Below are 23,238 nucleotides of genomic sequence, written 5' to 3' on the forward strand. Positions count from 1 at the left end.
GAAAATTGATATATAAAACTTATAAGTAGATTATAAATTCATTAAATAAATACATAAAATAATTTTTTCTTCCTTTTGATAGATCTTAATTACGTAATAGTAGAAAATCGAGCGTTATTTGTAAGTATGTTGAATTTAATTGTAGCCAAAAGTAATTTTATGAAAATAGTTTAAGCTTTATGAAAAAAACAATACTTATAAAAACCTCTAATTATGAGGTATAGATTTTAACAAAATTGACGTTGCAGAGCATTTTAGATACTAACTGAGTTTTGATAGTAAATCCAGTTTTTGTGATAATCATTATTTTATCAGGCATTAATTTTGTAAATTTTGTTTACAATCCCATCATTCGACTTGTAAAATAGCTGCAAATAACTTTCAATAATTTGAAAAACTATCGTGTCATTAGCTAAAAATACAATGGTGCGATGGAGTGTGAGGAAAATAATGAAACAAGAGCAATTCGTTCAAAGCCTGTTGCTCACAGGCGTGTTTGTTGTATTGATAGTAATTCCTGCAAAAGGTGAAAAGTTATCAAAAACCAATGTGCGGCAATCCTTAACGTCAACTAAAACTAGTGGTGGTTCCAAACAAACATTTGATCCCTTCAAAGCACAAAAAGTTGAACCTACTCGGAAGATTCAGCAATTGAGCGAGGTACTGCTTCCAATTAAAAACGCACAAATGTTATTGCAACCATTAAAGCTCACCCAGGCGGCTTCATCAGAAGCAGTCGTGTTAGTGACGGCAGTGCGGGCAGTCCCTACGAAAAAAGGTTTAGAGGTGATTTTAGAGACTTCTAAAGGACAACAGTTACAAGTACAGAACCGCAGTTCTGGAAATAGTTTGATCGTTGATATTCCCAATGCTCAATTACGCCTACCTAGTGGGGATGAATTCCAATTCCAGTCGGAGAAACCTATTGCAGGAATTACTGAAATCAAGGTCAGCAATCAAGATGCTAGTACTATTCGAGTAGTGGTGATAGGTGAGAAGGAAATACCACAAGTTGAGTTATTTGACAGCAATGAAGGTTTGATTTTTGGATTGATGCCAACGGGATCTATAGCACAGTCACCGCAACCATCTGAAACTCAGCAACCTGAACCACAAAAGCCTCCCGGCGATATCCAACCAAAAAAGCCATCATCTACAACTGATGAATTGATCGAATTGTTGGTTACAGGTAAGCAAGATAGATATAACGTACTTGATGCTACCACTGCCACTAGAACTGATACTCCTATCCGGGACATTCCCCAATCGATTCAAATTGTTCCTAGACGAGTCATTGAAGACCAACAAGTGATTCAACTTGATGAGGCACTACGTAACGTTAGTGGCGTTGTTTCCGGTGGTTTTGATACAACTACAGAAACTCGCTACAGTATTCGTGGTTTTGAGGGAGCGCCTGTCTTAATAGATGGTTTCAGACAATACGGCTTTCCATCAACTCCAGAAACAGCAAATTTAGAGCGAGTCGAAGTACTCAAAGGACCAGCTTCGATTTTATACGGTGAGATACAACCGGGCGGTGTGATTAATGCTGTGACTAAAAAACCATTGTCAGAGCCTTTTTATGAAGCTGAATTTCAGGCTGGAAATTTTGGTTTGCTTCGACCTCGGATTGACATTTCCGGTCCGTTAACTAGAAATAATAACCTGCTCTACCGACTGAATGCGTTGTATCTTAATAGTGATGGTTTTCGAGATTTCGACCAAGAATTTAAGCGATTCTTTGTTTCGCCAGTTTTGACTTGGAATATTAGCGATCGCACAAATATAACCTTTGAGTTGCAGTATTCAGACAGTGAGAGACCATCGGACAATGGTCTGCTTGCTTTTGGTAGAGGGGTAATAGAAACTCCTCGCTCGCGCATTTTTAATGAGCCAGACGACTATATTGAGCGGAATTTCTTAAATACTGGCTACACTCTAGAACATCGTTTTAGTGACAATTGGACAATACGCAATGCCTTTCGATATATTAACCAAGAAGTTTTTTCTGATAAGCTAACAGTTCCATTTACATTTGATGCAACAACAGGTATCCTAAACAGGATTTTTGCTTTTGATGATTTTGATTCTAAAGATTACTCATTACAGACAAATATAGTAGGCAAGTTTGCTACTGGTTCGGTCAAACACACCCTGTTATTTGGTGTTGATTTAAATCGAAACAACTCTAGTGACATTATTAGAGCGGATTTCTTTAATCCATCACCCATTAATGTTTTCAATCCAGTTTACAGAAATAGTTCCAGACCTGCTTTAGTAAATCTGGCGTTAGATAGAAAATCTGAGACAAGCAGATTAGGTGTTTATTTACAAGATCAGATTGCATTACTTGACAATCTGAAGTTACTGGCGGGTTTGCGCTATGAAACCTTTGACCAAAAAGTTACAAACGAGGTTGGGCTTTTCAGTCCGACCGGTGACGATCCCACTCAAAATGCTAATGCTTGGACACCACGGCTGGGGATTGTTTATCAACCAATTCAACAGGTTTCTTTGTATGCTAGTTACTCAAAATCTTTTATTCCCAACACTGATGATTTCACAAGTAATGGCGATCCCCTTGAACCTGAACGCGGTGAGGGATATGAAGTTGGAGTCAAAGCTGAATTATTGCAAGGTAGTCTTTCTGCGACCTTAGCCTACTTTGACATTACCAAACAGAACGTTGCTACAACAGATCCAAACGCTCTTGGCTTTGGTTCAATAGCAACGGGTGAACAACAAAGCCAAGGCATTGAACTTGATATTAGTGGGGAAATTTCCCCTGGTTGGAACATTATTGCCTCTTACGCATATACTGATGCTGAAGTTACAAAAGATAACAATAGTTCGATTATTGGTAACAGGTTCTCGGGAATTCCCAAACATAGTGCTAGCCTTTGGACGACCTATCAAATACAACGTGGGAATCTGCAAGGTTTAGGCTTCGGTGTGGGATTCAATTATGTTGGAAACCGCGAAGGAGACTTAGAAAATACTTTTCGTTTAGGTAGCTACTTCTTAACTAATGCCGCCATTTTTTACCGAAGAGACAATTGGCGAGTTGCCCTAAACTTCAAAAACCTTTTCAACATTGACTACATTACTGGTTCACCTTTTAGCAGAGTTAATGGAATTTACCCTGGCGAACCATTTACCGTAATTGGCTCTATTGCTGTGCAATTGTAATTCCAATCCTTGTTTGAGAAAAATGTTAGCGCTTTTGCAATACTTTATCTCTCTTAACAAACATGAAAAGTTTTTTAAAACTTGGGTTGCTTGGTAGTTTGTATGTGTCGCAGTTCATGCCATTTTGGTTTCTTTATCAAGCACTACCAGTATTTTTACGTCAGAAGGGGCTTTCTTTACAAGCAATCAGCATCATCCCACTGCTTGCTCTCCCCATCACATTGAAATTTCTTTGGTCTCCCCTAATCGATCGCTATGGTTTCACTCGCTGGGGACACTATCGCTTCTGGATCATCTGTTTTCAACTTCTTGTTGCGTGTACTACAGCAATATGTGCTTGGGTAAATGTGGAACGCAATTTTATTGCCCTGCTCCTTTGTATGGCTTTCATGTGTTTATGTTGTGCCAGTCAAGACATTGCTACTGATGCCCTTGCTGTAGGCTTATTAAAGCCAGAGGAGCGAGGTCTAGGAAACGCGGTGCAAAGTGTAGGTGCTTCTCTTGGTTCAATCATTGGAGGAGGAGGAATGTTAATATTGCTCAATCAATGGGGGTGGGCTTCCAGTCTACTCACCTTGGCACTCATTACTGTCTTAGCACTGATACCAGTCTTTTTACATCGGGAGAAAGTAGCAACAACGGGTTTGGTTGCGTATGTAGTAGGTGATGTATTTGAAAGCCCCACAGATCGGTCACCCGTAACATCCTCTGTGTCATTTGTTGACAATGTAACATCTGTTAAATCTTCTGCTGCCATTTCTTACCTCAAAACATTCACTAGCTTCTGTAGCCGTCCTGGCATAAGGTACTGGCTACTTATTTTACTACTGTATTCAGGAGGTAGCAGCATGGCAATAACTATGTTTCGTCCTTTATTAGTAGATGTTGGGCTGTCCTTATCAGATATTGGCTGGCTGTTAGGAATTGTTGGGACTTCTGTTGGCATAATTGGTGGGATTCTTGCAGGTTTTTTCATTGCTCCCTTGGGAAGAAAGCGATCGCTGATTGTATTTAGCTCGCTATGGGCTTTTACCATGATGGCTTACTTACTTCCAGCGTTTGGCATCACCAGTATACCTGTTCTCTATTTAGTAGCTAGCACTGCTTTTTTCAGTATTGGCATCATGAACACTGCTACGTTCACTATAATGATGGATAAAAGCAGGTTAGAAACTCCTGGTACCGATTACACTGTTCAAAGTTCAGTTGGGTCTCTAGGTAGTATTGGTGCTGCATCTATCAGTGGTGTTCTTGCTGAGGCAATTGGCTATCGGGGAGTGTTTATCGTTGGCTTGGGTGTAGCGATCGCTAGTGTTTTAATGATTACCAAATTTTTCCGTACAATGGAAATATAACACGATCCGATCCCATGACCTCCACATCAGTTTTTAACTCCTGGGTAAAATTCTTCCAACCAAATTCGCAAGCCACCATGCGTTTATTTTGCTTTCCCTACGCTGGTGGTAGCTCTCTAATTTTTCGCCAATGGTCAGACAGTCTACCTTCAACTGTAGAAGTTTGCGCTGTGGAACTTCCCGGACGGGGAATGCAAATGAAGTTGGCTCCATTCACTCGACTCGAACCTTTAATTGAGGCTTTAGCTCTAGCAATTAAACCGCATTTAGACAAACCATTTGCCTTTTTTGGTCACAGTATGGGTGCCCTCGTCAGCTTTGAGCTAGCCCGTTTTCTTAGAAAAAAGAATACTTTAGAACCAGTACAGCTGTTTGTTTCTGGTCGTCGCGCTCCTCAAATTCCTGACACAAAGCCTCCGATCCACACTTTATGCGATTCTGAATTCAAAGAAGAATTACGCCGCCTCAATGGGACTCCTAAAGCCGTACTGGAAAATGCCGAATTGATGGAACTACTAGTCCCTATTGTACGAGCAGATTTTGCCGTTTTGGAAACCTATGTTTATAGTTATGAGCCACCGCTTAACTGTCCCATAACAACTTTTGGTGGATTGGAAGATACAGAAGCTAATTATGAGGAACTGGAAGCATGGCGAGAACAAACAAATTCTGCTTTCTCATTAAAGATGCTTCCAGGTGACCACTTTTTTATCAATTCAGCACAGTCTCTCTTGTTGGAAAGTCTAGCCAAGCGTTTACAGTAAGGTAGATGCGCCCCTCTCAACCAAGAAAAATTTACCTTGGTCACTAGTCACTGCTACGGCACTATCAACACGGGACACGGGGAAAGATTAATGACGCGAGTTGTCACGCTATCCTGTGACCCCTCGTCTGTTAATCCCAATCCGCGACAGCCCATGATGATTAAATCTGCTCCTACCTCATCTGCAACATCGCAGATAGTAAAAGCAGGTTTTCCTTGCCGTTCAAGAGTTTCAGCTCGAATTCCTTGTTGGGAAAACAAGGATTTGGCATTTTCCAGTAGTTGGGCTACTGTCTCTGGAGATGTCATTACACTTCCAGTAGAATCTGCAACTTCTTCAACTACACTCAGCAGCACCAAGCTACTACCATATTTTTGCACAATATTCACAACCACATCGGCTGCTTCTCGTGCTTCCCTGCTTTGGTCAATTGGAAATAAAACAGTTTTGAACATTTGGATTCACCTCCGCCCCCCTGAGTCGGTAAAATCTGGATGGGTCTACTTATCAAAACATATCAAAAAGGCAATCAGGAGGTTCGTAACGTGTCAAAGAAATCTTTGGCAAATTTGTCCGCAGCAGACTTGTCCGGTAAACGCGCCCTAGTGCGAGTTGACTTTAACGTACCTCTAGATGATGCCGGTAACATCACAGATGATACGCGCATTCGGGCAGCTCTACCAACCATTCAGGATTTGACACAGAAGGGAGCTAAGGTAATTCTAACAAGTCATTTTGGACGACCAAAGGGTGTCGATGATAAACTTCGCCTAACTCCAGTTGCCAAGCGCCTCTCTGAGTTATTGGGGCAAGAAGTTGTAAAAACCGATGACTCCATCGGCGATGATGTTACCGCTAAGGTCGCAGCATTGCAAAACGGTCAAGTTCTCTTACTAGAAAACGTCCGTTTTTACAAGGAGGAGGAACAAAATGACCCGGAATTTGCCAAAAAATTAGCTGCAAATGCAGATTTGTACGTTAATGATGCTTTTGGTACCGCACACCGCGCCCATGCTTCTACTGAAGGTGTTACAAATTACCTATCCCCCTCTGTTGCTGGTTATTTGATTGAAAAAGAATTGCAGTACCTGCAAAATGCGATCGAGAATCCCCAACGTCCTTTGGTAGCTATTATCGGTGGTTCTAAAGTTTCCAGCAAGATTGGTGTAATTGAAGCCCTCTTGGAGAAGTGTGACAAGCTGATCCTCGGTGGTGGTATGATATTCACTTTCTTTAAAGCTCGTGGTTTAAGTGTCGGTAAATCTTTGGTAGAAGAAGACAAGCTAGAACTAGCTAAGTCTTTGGAAGCTAAGGCAAAGGAAAAGGGCGTAGCTTTCTTGCTTCCTACTGATGTGGTCGTTGCAGATAAATTCGCTGCTGATGCCAACTCACAAACCGTAAGTGTGGAAAATATACCCGATGGTTGGATGGGATTGGATATTGGTCCCGACTCTGTCAAACTCTTCCAAGATGCCCTTGCTGATTGCAAAACGGTCATTTGGAATGGTCCAATGGGTGTGTTTGAATTTGATAAGTTTGCTGTTGGTACTGAGGCCGTTGCCCAGACTCTTGCCGAGATCGGTAAAACAGGCGCTATTACCATTATTGGCGGTGGTGATTCCGTAGCGGCTGTGGAAAAAGTTGGTTTAGCCGACCAAATGAGCCACATCTCCACTGGTGGGGGCGCTAGCTTGGAGTTGCTTGAAGGTAAGGTACTACCCGGTATCGCTGCCTTAGATGAAGCGTAAAATGTGATAATGGTTAGTCGTTAGTAGTTAGTGGTTAGTGGATAGTAGAAATACTACTAACTACTAACTAGTAACTACTAACTAATAACAAAAAATTATGAAATGGCTTGAATGGGCGCAAAAATTGCAAGCGATCGCTCAAATTGGTTTGACCTATTCTCAAAATCCTTACGACATCGAACGATTTAAATCAATACAGGTCATTGCAGCTGAAATTGCCGCAACTCATTCAAACGTCGAACATCCCTACATTCTTGATTTATTTACGCGTGAAGTTGGTTATGCAACTCCCAAGGTTGACGTGCGTGGATCTGTATTTCGCGACAATCAAATATTGTTAGTTAAAGAACGTGAAGACGGTCTTTGGACATTACCTGGCGGATGGGCTGATGTTGGAGAATCGCCAAGCGAAGCAGTCGTCAAAGAAATTCGTGAAGAATCAGGTTATCTTACCCGTGTTGTTAAATTGTTAGCCGTTTATGACAGAAACAAACAGGGTCATCCACCGCATCCCTGTTACGTCTACAAGCTATTTTTTCTGTGCGAACTTATCGGCGGTTCTGCATTACCAAGTATTGAAACGGAAGCAGTTGATTTTTTCCCGGAAGATGGTATTCCAGAACTTTCTCTTGGGCGCGTCACACCAGCTCAGATCGCTCGACTTTTTGAACATTACCGCAATCCAAATTTACTTACAGACTTTGATTAGCTCGGTTACGTAAGAGGAGTCACTCACAAGTTCCTCACATTTTTCCTTTAGCTTAAAAACTGAACAGCACCAAACTAAGCAAAAGTACTTAAAGTAGGTCGGCAAGAAAAAAACCAGCTTGTGTAAAAAAATTCAATCTTCGAGATTCCGTTCTCGATCGTGGTTTATTGCTAAAGCGCAACCGCGAACCAGTCACGATTGTTTATCACGGCTGACCTTAAACAACTTTTGCATGGCTTTTTTATAATTTCAGGCTCATTTTAAAAGGGTTGACTTACGCAGCTAAAGGAAAAATGAAGGAGACAGGATTATGAAAATCTATCACTTAAAAACATTTCAAGATTATGAAAACCATATCATTAACACTTTAAGCCCAAAAGGCTTCCTCTTTATTACAAATTCGACAACTGAACGAGATAAAATTCTCATAAAACAACTAGTGAATGAAGAGACGCCAAACAATTTAGGAGCTTGGTTTTCTCATGCGATCGCAACCCTACATTGTCCTCAAGAAACACTCAGTTTAGCTCAGGTTTTTCCCGAAAACGGGAATACTTGTCCCGTTTTATCAGAAGCTGAAATTATGTGTTTCTTTCAACAGCTACAAGCTAACTTCTCCCTAAGTGCAATTAAATTTAACAACACGTGGCTCAGCTATATATCCTGGTTAAATTGCGATCTGTTAACTGCAGATGAATTAATTCTTAAAGTTCAACAATTTGTAGCAGCAGCACAAACATTAAAGTACATTGCAGAAAGACAGACAACATCCTGGCTGGGAATCAACCACAGCAACGAAGAATATTTAATATTTAGTAGCTTATGCCTTGTCTTCAACGATCCGGGTCATTTTAAAGCAATCTCACCCGTTGTTGAGTCTATTAAATTTGGTAATAACTCTCTTCCAGAGTTTTTACTCTCTGGTTTAAAATTCTTGTTGACAAATATTTATAAAGGTTCACTATTCTTTGATAAAGTAGTCTATAGTTCGTTTGATAATCATATCGCTAGCTCTCAATTCATTCGAGGTGCAGGGCATTTTGGATGTTCTCTTGATGAACTTGTTCTAAAATAGCACTTGCAGCTTATCAGCTTTTTCTCAAGCAGAGCCTGGGAATACCTTCACCAGAAGACTCGTAGAGGTATAGCTACTGTATGACTGAACGTTGGGAAAAACCTCTTTCAAAGTCTGCACTAGGCGGGCGTGGAGGGTTAATTCACCTGGCGACACCGGACCTGCTTGAATAACAAAAAATCCTTTAGGGGAGAGTACCCGACGGACTTTCTCAAAGTATTCCTTGGTAAACAGTGGAAATGAAGGACCGCTCATCCAAAAATCTGCACCCACACTGCTACCTGACATACAATAACCCTCTCTACTCCTTGATAGTTATCGGTCATCAGTTATCAGTTATCAGTGAAGACTGTGTACTGTTTACTGATAACGGTGTACTATTTACTGATATGCCTAACACTCGGCAACTTGAAGAACCAAACTCTCCTCAAGTCGTTTTTGAATTTCAGGCGATAACTTCCCTCTGGGAAGCGTTAAGAGGGTATGACTGCTAGCTTGGAAAGCTTGCACTAAGTATTTGCAAGCTTTCTCCGGTTCGGCATATTCGCCGCAGGTAAAAATATCCACAGCTATATAGCCATATTCCGGCCAAGTATGTATTGAGATGTGAGACTCAGCTAAAAGTGCTAGACCAGTGACTCCATAAGGCTCGAAATGGTGAGTCACCTCAGAAAGCAAAGTAGACTTTGCCACTTTAGCTGCTTCCTCAAGAGCCTGTTTAATAAAAACAGGATTGTTAAGTAGGTGTGTTGGACAGTCATAAAGCTCTAAAATGCAGTGTCTGCCAACTGGAACCAAAGGTGTGTCCCCCACCGGGTAAGATTGCATTTCCAATTTTTAACCCTTAAAACACAGAAGACTACAAAAAATGAACCCCTGGCATTAAATACACACTTCGCTACTTTCAAGTTAGCTATTGTACTTAAGAGGCTGCTGTGCAGTTATGCACAGAACGGCCATTGTGGCATACTTAAAGTAATTTTGTGTATAGTTATTTGTTATAAAATTTTATTTTGGGATTTATATATTTGATTCATCAGGTGCGGGTGTAGGTGTCTCTATGGGTGTAGGTGTTTCTGTAGGTGTCTCTATAGGTGTAGGTGTTTCTGTAGGTGTCTCTATGGGTGTAGGTGTTTCTGTAGGTGTAGGTGTTTCTGTGGGCGTTGGAGTTGGAGGTGGGATGGGATCTTCTGTAGTTGCAGTAATGGTTAGAGCGTAATCTAAAGCGTCTCTTGAGGCTGTAGAGACAACAACAAATTCATAAAATCCGCTTTCGGTAAGTTTGAGAGATAAATTCCGTTTTTGTGAATCTTCTAAAATTTTCAGTTTGCCACTAGGTGAGTAGACAGAAAGCAAAATTTTGAGACTTGCGCTCAGTCTGACTTCCATCAGCTGCTCTTTCCGAAGGTCGGCTATAAAAACTTGACCTTCACCCGGTTTTAAAGTTCCCTTGCGTGTGGTACTTGTAGCTCCTGTTTCAAATGAAATTTTTCTGAAAGCACTTCCTGCGAGGATAGCGTTGAGTTTATCAGTTACAAATCCATGCCATACTTGCCCAATCGGTTGATTAATAAAATTCTTACCCCGTTGTTGTGGAAAGTACTTAAAGAAAACAGCATCTCCCAAATCAAATAAAGAACGGCTGCCAACATTAACTTTATTGACTTCCACTTTCCAGCGATCGCGATCGGCGGAGGTAAAACTACCCAACTGTCTGCGAGAACCAGAACTCAAGACAGAGATTTTGGATAGAGTGTCATCAGCAATTGCGTCCCAATCTGCTCTTAATTGTAAATCATTAGGAGAATCTGTCAGAGCGCGGTTGCGTAAATTCGGGTTTTTTTCCCAAAACAATTGATTGACAACATCATTTAAAAATTTGACATCGATCCCCAACTGTTGTCGGCGTTCCTCAAGTCTTGCTTTACGCTGTCGTTCTTCTGGGGGTAACTTGGGGTCGTTTGATGACAAAATTTCATCGGAAGAAGAGTTGATTAACTGAGTAACTCCCCAAAAACCTACACCAGCAGTAATGGTTAATACTGCTGCTATGACTATTATTTTCGCTGGCGTCCACCAGCTGGTGGAGGGAGAGGGAGATAAAGGAAGAGGGGGAGAGGGGGAGATAGGGGGAGGGGGAGAGGGTGGGGATGGCGGAGATACGGCTAGGGTTTGTTCCGTGCGTTGTGGTGGTATTGGTAGGGGAGGAGGTGGTGGCGCAACAACTGGGATTGGGTTAAGTGCTTGAAGGACTTGAGTTGCACTTTGGAAACGGAGTCCTGGTGTTGGTGACAGCATTTTATCCAAAATCATCCCAAAAGAAGGGGTGATGTTCGCGAACAACCGCCACTGCCAAGTTAGACTTTGTGTATCAATTAATTCTTGTGGTTGTTTGCCTGTTAGTAAAACGAGAATTGTTGCTGCTAAAGCGTACAAATCGCTGTGAGGTTCAACTAAACCTGTCTGCATCTGTTCTGGAGGCGAATACCCAGCTTTACCCAGAAGCGTGGGAGGGACAGGGGATACTACAGCACCTGATTGATAATACTGTGATTCAACAGTTGCAGCCACTTGTTTGACACCACCAAAGTCAATTAAAACTGGCAATTGGTCAATCTGGCGCAGCATTAAATTATCAGGAGAAATATCGCGGTGAATAACTCCTATAGAATGAATGTATTGTAGAACTGGCAAAATTTGCTCTAACAGCAAACGCGTTTCTGCTTCTGAAAATCCCACCCCTTGTTGTTTTTTAGCTTCTAATAGAGAGCTATAAGTTAGCCCTTCTACGTAATCTTGTACGAGAAATAAATATTCTTTACCGTGTATTTTATTGCGGAATAATTCTCGAAACCGGGGTATCTGCGGATGTTGTAACTTATAGAGAACAGTAGCTTCCCGTTGAAAGAGTTCTTCCGCTTTTTGTAAAACATATGGTGTTTGAACTTGAGGCGAAAATTCTTTTAAAACACAAAGCTCATTAAAACGATTACTGTCCTCAGCTAAATACGTGCGCCCAAATCCTCCTTTACCAATTTGACGCACGATAAGATATCGATCGCCCAAAGTCTGTCCCGGTTGAATACCAGCAAAATTTCCCTGGCTATCCAATTTTTCGCCGCAATGAAGACAAAAGCGGCTAGCTATGGGATTTTCATGTCCTTTGGAGCAATAAACCATAATAACGTTGGTGGTTAGTTGTTAGCGATTAGTTGTCAGTGGTTAGTAGAGGGAAACCACTAACGAGTAACAACTAACCACTAACCTCTCTTAGTTTGCAGATTCTAGTTTACTCACTCTATCCGCAGCTATGGCATACCAAATTTGACCGTATGTTTGAGTTTCAAGTTTCTCCTGACCCCGGCGCAACCCTGGAAATAATCTATCAAACTTTTTATTTGTGTCTGTGGTTAGTTGTTCGATACTGTAGTCTCCTAATTGTCCTGATTCTGCTTGTCTCCTCCAATTTTGATAATCTGTACCGGTGTACTTTCCTAGTTTGTTTCTAGCGCTGGTGCTTAGTTCTGCCCTTTCTAACTTATCTAGCAAGTCTTCGGCAATACGATACCAGTTATTTCTTAAAGCAGCGTCTTCTGGCTGGTTTGTCAGAGCACGTCCTCGTGCTTCAGGGTGTTTGGTATAAAAAATTTTATCTATTGTTGGTGTAAAATAGGCGTCTGAAATTCCAAGCTGTTGGCGACGACTCACGATCGCGTTTATCCGATTTCCTTCGTTGTTACTTGAGGGATTGCTAGCTGGTTTGGAACCATCTGGTAATTTTGGTAAAGAAATGCTTGGTATAGTAATAGATGATACCGCAGCAATCACCGCATTGACGAGCGCCCAAGTTCCCGCAAATGTTAAAAGAACAACACTTGTCCCTACAAGGCTGATAGCAAAGGGGCGAAGCCAAGCAGGTAAAGGAAGTGTTTGGGCAATTGCTTGAGTTCTGTTATGAAAGTTAGTAACAAGAGTCCTGATGGGTTTTCGTCCCGGCGCAACAACCATTGTTTTGATTTTGGTCGTTTGATGGGTGCTTGTTGGTTTGGCTGGAGCGTAGAGTTGTAGGTTCTTCAGAACTTCATCCGCTTTTTGGTAGCGATCGCTCGGTTTGTAGGCTAGCATTATTTTTAACACTGCTTCTAGTTTGGGACTGACTTGAATGTCTGTTCCCCAACGCCAATTCCCTTCATAAGTATCGTAAAGTTGCTGCGGTTCTTTTCCTGTTAATAATACGAGAGCAGTCACCGCTAATGAGTATAAGTCACTACAAGGAAATGCTTTACCTTGACGTAACTGTTCTTCTGGCGCATATCCTTTTTTCCCTAAAATAGTGTGATTACCACTGAGTTGAGTAAACCAAAAACCTTTAGACGCTGGTAATTGTTTGACACCACCAAAATCAATCAGCACTGGCATGCGATCGGTACGCCGTAAAATCAAATTATCAGGAGAGATATCTCGGTGAATCACATTGCGAGAATGAATGTAAGATAGTACAGGTAGCAGTTGTTGCAGCAGTTTGACGACTTCTTCTTCACTAAAGCTTTGCCCCTGTTCGTTACGCTCTTGTAAGAGATCCCAATAATTGTCACCTTCTACATAATCTTGCACTAGCAAGAAAAAATCTTTGTTACCCAACTTTACTTGTAGCGATTCGTGAAAACGTGGAATCTGGGGATGCTGTAGTTGTTTCAAAACACTCGCTTCTCTTTCAAAAAGCTCTTTTGCTTTCTGTAAATCTTGCTTTTCTTCAACTTGAGGAGCAAATTCCTTCAGCACGCACTGTTGTGGAGACTGCTTTAAATCCTCAGCTACATAGGTACGCCCAAAACCACCCTGCCCTAAATGACGTATAATTCGATATCGATTGTCCACAACCTGCTCTGGTGCAAGAGGCAATGGTTCTCCGCACTGGGTGCAAAAGCGGTTTCCCTCTTTATTGGCGTGATTTTTGCTGCAATAGACGTGCATGGTGCTGAAGGATGAATCAAAGATTTTTATGAATGGCTACAAGGCGGTTAGCTCCATTTACGCATATTATTCCCTTCTCGCCTCAAGTTTACCTATCTGTAATGAACCGCAAAGACGAGCCAGTGCGTTGCAGGGGTTTCCCCCGTTATTCGCCTACCGCCTCCGCACTTAAGAACTGTAAACCTTGTTGTGCAAATACGCTCGAGAGAGTGGCAATACTCACACAGATAATTTGCTCGTCTTCGCACAAACTCTCTGCTAACATCATCAACGGTCATCCCTGAGCTACCAACATCGCATTTATATGAGTGAAAATCCTGTCCCTCTCTCCAATTTCCTCAAGTTCAATGACTTCTTCAGGAGTCAGTAAATCAGCTTTTTTACGTTCTAAAAGTTTTTCCATCCGTGCTTGCAGTTCATCATTAAATGTAAAGATGTGGAAGTTATCCACCTTTTCCACTTGGATACTGCTAGGTAAGAGTGAGGGTCTGGAGATAACGGTTGTCATACAAAATGCGACTAAATTTGCGAAATGTGCTTCTATTGTAATGGTTGAACCATTCAATCTGTAGCTATACAAAAACCGGGGGAGTGTTGGAAATGAAGGTAGAACAACAGCAACGTGCGATTGCAGCATTTCAAGAGTTTTTAACTACACCATTAGACTCACTCCTACAGCAACATATCAATACGGATGCTTCCGCAGCAGCCATAGCATTATTTCACGATGTGGCTGGTAATGTCCCTGCTTACAAAGATTTCTTGGCACAACACGCAATCAATCCTGATGAGTACCAAACTACAGATGATTTCCAACGGCTTCCAGAACTGACAAAACAAAATTACTTGCAGCATTACTCTTTAGCGAACTTATGCCGTCACGGACAGTTAGAAACATGCGATACGATCGCTGTCTCCTCTGGTTCTACAGGGAAACCTACATTTTGGCCTCGGTTTTTCTCAGATGAAATGCAAATTGCAACGCGTTTTGAGCAGGTATTTCATGATAGTTTTGCCGCCGATACAAAATCCACTCTCGCTGTTATTTGTTTCACTCTAGGAACCTGGGTTGGTGGTATGTTTACAGCTAATTGCTGCCGATATCTTGCAAGCAAAGGTTATCCCATTACTGTGGTAACTCCTGGTAATAATAAAGAAGAAATTTTTCGAGTTGTGCGGGAATTGGGTTCGGCTTTTGAGCAAGTTGTTTTGTTGGGATATCCACCCTTTTTAAAAGATGTTATTGATACTGGTATAGCTCGTGGGATTGAGTGGCAGAGGTATCAGGTAAAGTTGGTGATGGCGGGAGAGGTGTTTAGTGAGGAATGGCGCAGTTTAGTTGGCGATCGCCTCGGTTCCCGGAATTTCTGTTACGATTCGGCGTCTCTCTACGGTACGGCTGATGCAGGGGTGTTGGGGAATGAGACACCTTTAAGTATTTGTATTCGCCGCTTTTTATCAAACAATCCAGAAGCAGCGCGTGCTTTATTTGGTGAATCTCGTTTACCTACACTCGTACAATACGACCCCATCAGTCGCTTTTTTGAAGTGAAAGATGGGGCGTTGTTATTTTCAGGAAACAACGGCATCCCTCTCGTGCGTTATAATATATTGGATAATGGAGGTATAGTTCCTTACAATGCTATGCTTGAGTTTTTAGCAAAATGGGGCTTCGATCCAGTTACAGAATTGCAAACAAATGGTGGAAGAGGAATTCGTTCGCTACCGTTTGTGTATATCTTTGGACGCTCTAACTTTACGGTTTCTTATTTTGGAGCGAATATATATCCAGAAAATGTCACTGTAGGACTCGAGCAACCAGTCATTAGAGAATGGGTGACAGGTAAGTTTGTGTTGCAGGTGAAGGAAGATGCAGATAAAAATCGCTACTTATCTGTAGTGGTGGAATTAGCACCAGGTATAGAAGAAAGTGAGGATAAAACACAAGCGATCGCATCTTCTATTCTCGAACAGCTAAAACGTCTCAATAGTGAATTTGCTAACTATGTACCTTCAGAATACCAGATACCACAAGTCGCTTTAGCACCATTAGGCGACCCTGAGTATTTTCCTATTGGAGTTAAGCATCGATATACGAGAAAATGAGATAAGAAGCAATTGTTTACCTAGCTGCTAAATTGCGATCGCTTGTTTTTCTCTTCACTTTAAACAGAGCGATCGCATTTTCTACTCTCGAACAGTTAAAACGGCTTAATTGTAAACTATCTACAGTTGAGAAAGTTATCAAGTTAAATTCAATTCTTCAGTAATATCCACAAAGAGAATTGTAGAAAAACATATGCTGCGAAGCAGAGTCAGTTAGGTTAGGCTTTTGTCGTAAATATTTTAAACTAAATGTCTGGAAAACTAGTATTTTTCTATACTCAGTAATTAAGCAAGCTCGATCTTTACAAGCTACAGACATTTTTGGATAAAAATTTTTCAGAAGAAAAATATGCCGTCCTCATTGTCTGTTGATAGCACTATTGTGCTTTGGATACCAGACTTTGACTCAATCGTAATTCCAAAACAAAATTCTCATGAAGAAGATTTATATAAAATTGATAGGACAAATAAAGAAGCTTTTAATAAAGCAATATACGTACACGAGCTAATGTGTAAACAAAATGTTGCACATAATTCATTGACTTTAAATCTATTACTAAAATTTACTCCTGATTTTGATACTGCTTGGAAGCTGTATCAAGCACTAGAAAGGGATAAAAGAATAAAAAAAGGTGAAGTTTCATTTTAAATTTTTAATACTTTAATTGGTAAAGCTAATAAAAAGCAAGAGAAAGAAGTTCTAGAAATGGTAGAAGCTAAATATCCAAAACTAGTTAATAAAATGAAAAATAATGATGTAAGAAAAAAGGGTAAAAGTAGCTAAGGCGTATGTTGAAATTTCATATAAAATCTAAGTACAGAAGTGCGATCGCACCAATAATCCCGGTTATAGGAATAACACTTGCATTTTTAATCGCCGGGTGTGAGGAAGCTGTAGAGTATTTACCTCCTCTGCCCAAAATTGAAGTACCATCTGGCAAACCTCAAAAACCTGCTGTTCTTGCCCAAACTTCCGCAACAGCCAATATTGAGGCAGCTGTTAGGCAAGATATTAATCAAGTTCGCCTTAAATATGGCTTAAAACCTTTGCAAAACAATGAAAAGCTAGCAGAAGTAGCCCGAAGGTACAGTCGGCAAATGGCCGAGAAAAACTTTTTTAGCCATACTGGATCTGATGGTAGCACCCTTTCCCAAAGAGCGCGATCGGGAGGAATTATTTACTGGGTGGTTGGTGAAAATTTATTTAAAAGCACAAATATTCCCCGACCCGTACCAGTGGCGGTGGATGGTTGGATGAAAAGCCCCGGACACCGGGAGAATATCCTACGTCCCATTTTTAAAGAGACTGGGGTCGGCGTTTGGAAAATTGGCAGGACTTATTATATTACGCAGTTATTTTTACGAGGTTAACTCACATTTTCGTTCATAACGGGGGGCGCAGGGAGCTCCCCAACAAACTTGTGCGGGAGGTATGTCGCTAAAAACACTGCTACAAGCACCAATCACAGCATTAGACCCAATTTTAACTCCCGGTCCCACAAAGCAATCTGCAGCTACCCACGCTTCATTGCCAGTAGTCATCCTCGATCAATACACTTCATCATGAGAACCAATGTCAATCAAGAATATTTCCTCTTCTCCAGAGTCTGAATTCTCAACAAAATTAAACACAATACGACAATCATATTCAATAGAACAAGCCCAAGCCCCAAGTAACTTACCTTTAAGCTTATGGGTTTGCAAAATTGGATCGAATGGATTGGTTGCTAAGAGGACTAAGCATTCTTCAATGCGTTCTTGCATTTCCGGTCGTCGTTGTACCAATTTTTTGAAAGCTCGCTTGAACGAAGATGCTAAAACTATCGTTCTCACTTACTGCCTCAACTCAGCAATGATCTGCTCAACTGTTCCTCGAAATACTTTACCTGCTTGATACTCTGCCTGTGCTTGAGCAATATTAGCAGCAATTTCTGAACGTCGCTGTTCAGCCAATCGTCGTTGTACCAAATCGATAAGAGCCTCTTGTTCCTCAATCGATAAAGTCTCAACGCTTTCTAAAACCTGCTCAAACTTTGAAGCTTGTGTCATCAGTAAATTTTCTATTATTGTAAACTTCTTTATTATAAAGAAACAAATTCAGAGGTTGTGAGGACGATAATTGAAGAATTGGCAGGACTTATTATATTACGCAGTTATTTTTACGAGGTTAACTCACATTTTCTTTCATAACGTGGGACACAGGGAGTTCCCCAACAAACTTGTGCGGGAGGTATGTCGCTAAAAACACTGCTACGAGCACCAATCACAGCATTAGACCCAATTTTAACTCCCGGTCCCACAAAGCAATCTGCAGCTATCCACGCTCCATTGCCAACGGTAATACTTGCTGTTTTTAAGCCGAAAGCTGGATCGCGAAGGTCGTGGTTTCCAGTACACAGGTAGCTTTTTTGGGAGATGACGCAGTGTTCTCCTATGTCAATACAATCGAGACTGTAGAAAACTACGTCATCTCCTATCCAACTGTAATCGCCAATAGTGACTTTCCATGGATAGGTGAAACGAGCAGTTGGTCTAATCAGAACCCCTTGACCGATACGAGCACCGAACAAACGCAGCAAAGCACAGCGCAAGCCATTGAAGGGGTGAGGTGTCAGAGGAAAAGCGATCGCTTGTACAAACCACCACAGCAAGATATACCAGCCGGGTCGCCCTCGGTCAAACCAAGATTGGTCGTATTTGCGTAAATCTACAAAAGGTGTGTTATTTGTCATACAAGAAAATTGTTAGTTGTTAGTTGGTTAGTTGTTCGTGGATAAAAATAACTACTAACCACTAACCACTAACCACTAATTTATCTGGGAAAGGCAGAGGGCAGAGGGCAGAGGGCAGAAGGGAGGAATAAGTATTAAAGGTAACAAGTAATCCCTTCTATTCCGTCTGACCTCTGCCAAAGGGGTATAAAACCCCACCGTCTACACGGTGTCTACAATCGGTTGGGGTCAGAATCCCCAACAGAAGTGAGCCTTCTGCCATCTGCCTCCAGCAAGGCTGCCTTCTTCAAATTACTGTGTGCCCAATTTCTTTAGGTAAGGAGGGCGGCTGTACAATGGGTTGAGATGAGGTATTTAAGCGTCCATTATGTTGGCGCAATTCGTAAAGTTTGACACCAATTTGATATTCATATTGACTTAAAAGCCGTCCGTAAATGTACCCCGCTCTGCCATCTAAAAACCCGCGTTGAATAATATAAAATAAAACAAAGCGTAACAATGGTTTAAATGGCAATCGTACCCAAACTTTTTTCAAGAAGCGTTTGCGTTTCACGGCATCTCCAAAGAGACTCGCACCGATAGTACCGTTATCATCTTTGCCTTCGAGCAAATTGTGATAAACACGGGCTTCCCAGTTAGAATAACGGTTGTGCCTCTCTATCCAATGGAAGAGATCGCGGAAATCCTCATGCAACATATCATGTTTGAGGTAGCCTACTTTTCCATCCAAAATAACGTGTTCGTGAACTTCGTTATCGCCTGTATTGGGAATATCTTCAGTATTGAGGTTTTCGTAACGACCTTTTTTGTGTTTGAACAAACGCAAGTTCCAATCAGGATATTTGCCCCCATGACGAATCCATGTTCCTAAGAAATAAACTCGACGGTTGAGGTAATAACCATTGAATTCAGGATTTTCAATAGCTTGGGCAATTTCATCCCACAATTCAGGGGGAATGCGTTCGTCGCAATCAACAATTAGCACCCATTCGTTACGAAAGGGTAGATTTTCTAAAGACCAATTTTTCTTTTTAGGCCAGCGTCCGTTGAAGGAAAATTGTACAACGTTTGCACCATAATTTTGAGAAATTTCAACGCTTTTATCGCTACTTTGAGAATCAACAACAAAAACTTCATCTGCTCTTTGAACGCTTGTCAGACAAGCAGGTAAATTAGCTTGTTCGTTTTTTGCTGGAATAAGTACAGAAACTGGTATTTTGGAAGACATAATCAATAAGCTTTATTTGTTATCTTTTTTGGATGTGAGTAAAAGACCCTTAATAGCAGCGTTTAAATAACCAATTTGACCATAAGCATAAACAAGTTTGTCAAAGCGTTCTGCTGGGTCTGAAAAATGCTGCAACGATTTGTACAGCCCGCGTAAGAATCGCTCGCCGCCACGCAGCAATTGACTTATACCAGCTTTGCCAACCAGTTCTTCTCGGTAACAATCACTGATCCCTTGCCACCAGCCCCGATTGAGGAACCAAGAGCGTTGAAGGCGTTCGGGAGCAACGTTATGAGCTACAAGAGCTTCTGGAAGGTAAGCAACCTGCATCCCCCGATCGAGAGCAAGTTCGGTCATTTGCAGTTCTTCATGAGAGAGTAACTTAGTACCAACTCGACCAAGATTTGTATCAAAACCTCCTATTTCTTTAAGGAAACTATGGCGTATGGAGTAATTCAAGCCCCTAGGGGTCATTCCTGGGTCTTGGATGTAGACTAAGCTGTTACCTAAATCGTATGCTCCTAAGTTAGCTGCTAATCCGGTAGATAGCCAACTTGGGGATTGCATTCCTTGAGGCCACAGTAGGGTAACTTTGCCACCAGCAATTGCTAGCTTGGGGTTGTCCTGATACGCTGAGTACAAAACTTGCAGCCAGCGCGAGCTCGCTTCTGCATCGTCGTCTAGGTAGGCTAAAATTTCCCCACTAGCTACTTGAGCGCCAGTGTTGCGGGCAACGGAAAGTCCCAATACTGGTTCAAAAATATACTTAAGCCGTAGGTCGTGGTTTCTTTGTTCCGTAATTTCACGAGTGCGATCGCTCGACCCATTATCCACAACTATCACTTCAAAGTCTCCAGCAAAATCTTGTGCCAAAAGACTATCGATGGCAGCCCCTAAGTATTTTTCGCGGTTGTGAGTACAAATAATGGCAGAAATTGGTATTTGTGGCATATTTAGTCATCGTTATCAGTTATCAGCTGTGGGTTATCAGTTATCAGTTATGACTAATAACTTTTCACTGATTACTGTTTTAGCCTACTCTGGAGCTAATCTATACCAAAGATTTACATCTCACCAACCGAGTTTTTTCGGAGAAATCGAAAGAATTCTTTATTTTTCTGGTATTTTCTTTTAGACACGGATGGGCAAGAAAACTATTTCTCTCATGCAATAAGTATTCTTGCTTATTTGGTAAACAAAAGGGAGACGTCCGCCCCACACGAGTGAGTCTTACTGGGGCGGTGGAAGTTTGGGAATTATAAGTTACTGTGCTTGAATGTGACCGTGCAAAATCACAAGAGTTTCTGCAAGTTGTGCAAGACGGGTTTCTAAATACTGCTTGCGCCCCAAGAGCTGGCGCAGCTTTTGGTAACGAGCGATCGCTACACTGACACTAGCAACTTGCTCCTGCGGACACGGACGCGACCAGACTCGACCTGAGGCATCCAAACCACACAAACGATACCCAGCACGAGGTGACTGACAGGCAACATTACTGTCAGATGTACAAATTTCTTCTACATAATCCATAAGGCGATCGACTTCTGCGTGTCGCAGTGTTGCGGTTCCTCCTGGCTGTGATTCGCGTTCGCGAGATTCCAACCAACCATTGACAATTGGTCCCTCTAAATAAATATCTTGAATTTGCTTAACAATTGTTTGTAATTCTGTTTGCCAAGAAGCAACTGTTTCTTGGATTTCTAGCAATATATTCATTGCCAATCCTGGATTAGCTGCATTGCGATGGCTGGAAAAGTTAGGAGTTTTCAATTTTGGGAGACTGGGTGTTTTGCAACCGTTTTCTTGCGCGGGAAAAGTCTGCACGGAATTATCGTGAGGGGGTAAATCCTGCTCTAGTTGCGTAGTTAACTCACTTTCAGTTGGTATTTCAGTACTAGAAGATGCCTCTGATGTCCCAAGACTAATCCGAAATGATAAAGCTTTCTTGGTCGAAGTCTCTGGTTCGGTGGAAGCAGTGTTGCGAGTCCCCAAATCGTGTAAAGTTGCTTCTATGCGTTTTACTCCTGTTCTCATATAAATATCTCTAGTAAGGATGAAGGATTGAGGATAAAGTATGAAGGATAACGGATGTAAAATAAATTACACTTATTTACTCTACACTTTATCCTTCAAATCCTGCCAGTCATTATATTTAAAGTTATTAGGCTACAAAATGCCAGCCTCGAGATGAAAAAATTTGGTAAATAGCTTTGAGTAAAATTATCTTGGTGACCGGACCAACACGTTCTGGGAAAAGTGAATGGGCAGAAACCTTGGCAGCACAGTCAAGCAAAGCAGTTGTTTATATAGCAACAGCAACTCTTGATTCAGATGATGAAGAGTGGATGCAACGAGTTCAACAACACCAACAAAGACGTCCCCAAAATTGGATGACGTTGGAGGTGCCGTATGAATTGTCAGCAGCGCTAGCTGAAGCTAAACCAAATACCTGCCTTTTGATAGATGCTTTGGGAACTTGGATTGCCAATCTTTTAGAACAAGATGATTGGAACTGGCAAAATACCGTTCAAGAGTTTTTAGACACCGTGCAACTTGTGGCGGCTGATATGATTTTTGTTGCTGAGGAGACAGGTTGGGGTGTCGTACCTGCTTATTCTACCGGGAGAACGTTTCGCGATCGCTTGGGTTCTTTGGTGCGTCAGTTAGGTGGAATTGCCGATACCGTTTATTTGGTGACTGGAGGTTATGCTCTTAATCTCAGCGTCCTCGGTTCTCCGCTACGCGATCGAGGAATACAAGGGATTCAGGAAAATGATTGACTAATAACCAATGACAGATGATTCATAACTCATGAATCATTTCTAATTAATTAGAAACTATTCTTAATTCTTTATTCAAGATTCGCAACTGAAAAGTCCAGAGACAAACTATAAAATTGTAATATGGCATCAACAAAAGACGTTAAACGGTATCTAGCTTACTGGTTTCAGCTAGGCAAAAGGGTTGTTATCGACAACGGCGCTGCAACCTTGCAGCTAAAGGAAGTTGTTAAGGGCAATCGGTATAGTGACGAATTTGAAGCGTGTTGGGAGCAGATTACTTCTCCTGAGGGGGGTGATTGTTATCTAGAAGGTACTCACGAAACAATAGCGGAGTTGCTGTCGCCTTCTTGGGATGTGACTCCTTGCGCTCGTTGCAATATGCCAATACCTGCAAGAAATATGGGTATGCCTCCTTTGCTGTGCCCTTGCTTTGATGTAGCTGGATGGCCTAATACTGAGTTACCCCCACCTCGATGTCCGGTTGATAGCCAACAAGAATTAAAAGCGATTCGCGATCGGCTTGTAAGCGGTCTATCTTCAATAGGGAAGTAGTAGATTAGATAGTCGTAGTTCTC

Annotated in this window: 24 protein-coding genes and 2 pseudogenes; 11 read left to right on the plus strand and 15 right to left on the minus strand. The window is 41.6% G+C overall.

The genetic code is table 11. The annotated features are described in order from the left end of the window. Positions 1-450 precede the first annotated feature (450 nt). From HC643_RS10815 to HC643_RS10825, 3 genes are all read left to right on the plus strand, one after another. The gene (locus HC643_RS10815; protein ID WP_038081840.1) at positions 451-3,189 is read left to right on the plus strand and encodes a TonB-dependent receptor; all 2,739 of its coding nucleotides are present in this window, start codon (positions 451-453) and stop codon (positions 3,187-3,189) included. A 62-nt stretch (positions 3,190-3,251) separates the two neighbouring features. Continuing rightward, positions 3,252-4,544 (plus strand): MFS transporter, encoded by a 1,293-nt coding sequence (locus HC643_RS10820; RefSeq protein WP_038081842.1) that lies wholly within the window; start codon positions 3,252-3,254, stop codon positions 4,542-4,544. Between the two features lie 14 nt (positions 4,545-4,558). After that, on the plus strand, positions 4,559-5,308 hold the full coding sequence (locus HC643_RS10825) for a thioesterase II family protein (RefSeq protein ID WP_038081843.1): 750 nt from the start codon (positions 4,559-4,561) through the stop codon (positions 5,306-5,308). Positions 5,309-5,361: 53 nt separating this feature from the next. On the opposite strand, the gene HC643_RS10830 is transcribed toward HC643_RS10825, so the two are convergent. Further along, positions 5,362-5,763, minus strand: a complete 402-nt coding sequence (locus HC643_RS10830) for a universal stress protein (protein WP_038081844.1) — start codon at positions 5,761-5,763, stop codon at positions 5,362-5,364. Positions 5,764-5,853: 90 nt separating this feature from the next. Between HC643_RS10830 and HC643_RS10835 the strand changes: the two genes are divergently transcribed. The 3 genes from HC643_RS10835 to HC643_RS10845 all read left to right on the plus strand — a co-directional run bounded on the left by HC643_RS10835 (position 5,854) and on the right by HC643_RS10845 (position 8,840). Continuing rightward, positions 5,854-7,056 (plus strand): phosphoglycerate kinase, encoded by a 1,203-nt coding sequence (locus HC643_RS10835; protein ID WP_038081871.1) that lies wholly within the window; start codon positions 5,854-5,856, stop codon positions 7,054-7,056. 97 nt (positions 7,057-7,153) lie between these two features. Then, positions 7,154-7,765, plus strand: a complete 612-nt coding sequence (locus HC643_RS10840) for an NUDIX hydrolase (protein WP_038081846.1) — start codon at positions 7,154-7,156, stop codon at positions 7,763-7,765. Between the two features lie 310 nt (positions 7,766-8,075). Then, on the plus strand, positions 8,076-8,840 hold the full coding sequence (locus tag HC643_RS10845) for a hypothetical protein (protein ID WP_038081847.1): 765 nt from the start codon (positions 8,076-8,078) through the stop codon (positions 8,838-8,840). 60 nt (positions 8,841-8,900) lie between these two features. Here the strand turns inward: HC643_RS10845 and HC643_RS10850 are convergent. From HC643_RS10850 to HC643_RS10875, 6 genes and pseudogenes are all read right to left on the minus strand, one after another. Continuing rightward, a pseudogene (locus HC643_RS10850) lies at positions 8,901-9,092 on the minus strand (spermidine synthase); the annotation flags it as partial. Between the two features lie 141 nt (positions 9,093-9,233). After that, the gene (gene speD / locus HC643_RS10855; RefSeq protein WP_038081850.1) at positions 9,234-9,668 is read right to left on the minus strand and encodes an adenosylmethionine decarboxylase; all 435 of its coding nucleotides are present in this window, start codon (positions 9,666-9,668) and stop codon (positions 9,234-9,236) included. Between the two features lie 192 nt (positions 9,669-9,860). Further along, positions 9,861-12,020, minus strand: a complete 2,160-nt coding sequence (locus tag HC643_RS10860) for a serine/threonine-protein kinase (protein ID WP_050045669.1) — start codon at positions 12,018-12,020, stop codon at positions 9,861-9,863. A gap of 90 nt (positions 12,021-12,110) precedes the next feature. Beyond that, positions 12,111-13,814, minus strand: coding sequence for a serine/threonine-protein kinase (locus tag HC643_RS10865; protein WP_038082431.1), 1,704 nt, complete (start codon positions 13,812-13,814; stop codon positions 12,111-12,113). 145 nt (positions 13,815-13,959) lie between these two features. Beyond that, complete coding sequence (locus HC643_RS42070) at positions 13,960-14,082, minus strand: hypothetical protein (protein WP_272899733.1); 123 nt, start codon at positions 14,080-14,082, stop codon at positions 13,960-13,962. A 6-nt stretch (positions 14,083-14,088) separates the two neighbouring features. Then, positions 14,089-14,322 (minus strand): hypothetical protein, encoded by a 234-nt coding sequence (locus HC643_RS10875; RefSeq protein WP_038082470.1) that lies wholly within the window; start codon positions 14,320-14,322, stop codon positions 14,089-14,091. Positions 14,323-14,414: 92 nt separating this feature from the next. Between HC643_RS10875 and HC643_RS10880 the strand changes: the two genes are divergently transcribed. Further along, the gene (locus tag HC643_RS10880) at positions 14,415-15,920 is read left to right on the plus strand and encodes a phenylacetate--CoA ligase family protein (protein WP_038082433.1); all 1,506 of its coding nucleotides are present in this window, start codon (positions 14,415-14,417) and stop codon (positions 15,918-15,920) included. Positions 15,921-15,936: 16 nt separating this feature from the next. Here HC643_RS10880 and HC643_RS42075 read toward each other — a convergent pair whose 3' ends face one another. Next, positions 15,937-16,062: a hypothetical protein gene (locus tag HC643_RS42075; protein WP_272899734.1), complete on the minus strand. Its 126-nt coding sequence runs from the start codon at positions 16,060-16,062 to the stop codon at positions 15,937-15,939. A 207-nt stretch (positions 16,063-16,269) separates the two neighbouring features. On the opposite strand from HC643_RS42075, the gene HC643_RS10885 reads away from it, so the two are divergent. Beyond that, positions 16,270-16,569, plus strand: coding sequence for a hypothetical protein (locus HC643_RS10885; protein WP_038082434.1), 300 nt, complete (start codon positions 16,270-16,272; stop codon positions 16,567-16,569). A 140-nt stretch (positions 16,570-16,709) separates the two neighbouring features. Further along, entirely contained in the window at positions 16,710-17,291 is a 582-nt protein-coding gene (locus tag HC643_RS10890; RefSeq protein ID WP_038082436.1) for a CAP domain-containing protein, read from the plus strand. Here the strand turns inward: HC643_RS10890 and HC643_RS10895 are convergent. The 7 genes and pseudogenes from HC643_RS10895 to HC643_RS10925 form a co-directional block, all read right to left on the minus strand. Next, positions 17,280-17,462 (minus strand): annotated as a pseudogene (locus HC643_RS10895) (colanic acid biosynthesis acetyltransferase WcaF); the annotation flags it as partial. The gene HC643_RS10890 and the pseudogene HC643_RS10895 sit on opposite strands and share 12 nt — an antisense overlap. A gap of 6 nt (positions 17,463-17,468) precedes the next feature. Then, the gene (locus HC643_RS10900) at positions 17,469-17,753 is read right to left on the minus strand and encodes a type II toxin-antitoxin system RelE/ParE family toxin (RefSeq protein ID WP_038082438.1); all 285 of its coding nucleotides are present in this window, start codon (positions 17,751-17,753) and stop codon (positions 17,469-17,471) included. Then, positions 17,754-17,969, minus strand: a complete 216-nt coding sequence (locus tag HC643_RS10905; protein ID WP_038082440.1) for a hypothetical protein — start codon at positions 17,967-17,969, stop codon at positions 17,754-17,756. A gap of 110 nt (positions 17,970-18,079) precedes the next feature. Beyond that, a complete protein-coding gene (hpsU, locus tag HC643_RS10910; protein ID WP_038082441.1) occupies positions 18,080-18,652 on the minus strand; it encodes a hormogonium polysaccharide biosynthesis acetyltransferase HpsU in 573 nt (190 codons plus the stop codon). A gap of 286 nt (positions 18,653-18,938) precedes the next feature. Further along, a complete protein-coding gene (locus HC643_RS10915) occupies positions 18,939-19,880 on the minus strand; it encodes a glycosyltransferase family 2 protein (RefSeq protein WP_038082442.1) in 942 nt (313 codons plus the stop codon). A 12-nt stretch (positions 19,881-19,892) separates the two neighbouring features. Beyond that, positions 19,893-20,831, minus strand: a complete 939-nt coding sequence (locus HC643_RS10920; RefSeq protein WP_038082443.1) for a glycosyltransferase family 2 protein — start codon at positions 20,829-20,831, stop codon at positions 19,893-19,895. Positions 20,832-21,143: 312 nt separating this feature from the next. Beyond that, positions 21,144-21,914, minus strand: coding sequence for a hypothetical protein (locus tag HC643_RS10925; protein ID WP_038082444.1), 771 nt, complete (start codon positions 21,912-21,914; stop codon positions 21,144-21,146). A gap of 176 nt (positions 21,915-22,090) precedes the next feature. On the opposite strand from HC643_RS10925, the gene cobU reads away from it, so the two are divergent. Both cobU and HC643_RS10935 read left to right on the plus strand, forming a co-directional pair. After that, a complete protein-coding gene (gene cobU / locus HC643_RS10930) occupies positions 22,091-22,660 on the plus strand; it encodes a bifunctional adenosylcobinamide kinase/adenosylcobinamide-phosphate guanylyltransferase (protein ID WP_038082445.1) in 570 nt (189 codons plus the stop codon). Positions 22,661-22,783: 123 nt separating this feature from the next. After that, positions 22,784-23,215: a hypothetical protein gene (locus tag HC643_RS10935; protein WP_038082446.1), complete on the plus strand. Its 432-nt coding sequence runs from the start codon at positions 22,784-22,786 to the stop codon at positions 23,213-23,215. The last annotated feature ends 23 nt before the right edge of the window (positions 23,216-23,238 follow it).

This window comes from Tolypothrix bouteillei VB521301 (genome assembly GCF_000760695.4).
Classification (GTDB): Bacteria; Cyanobacteriota; Cyanobacteriia; order Cyanobacteriales; family Nostocaceae; genus Scytonema; species Scytonema bouteillei_A.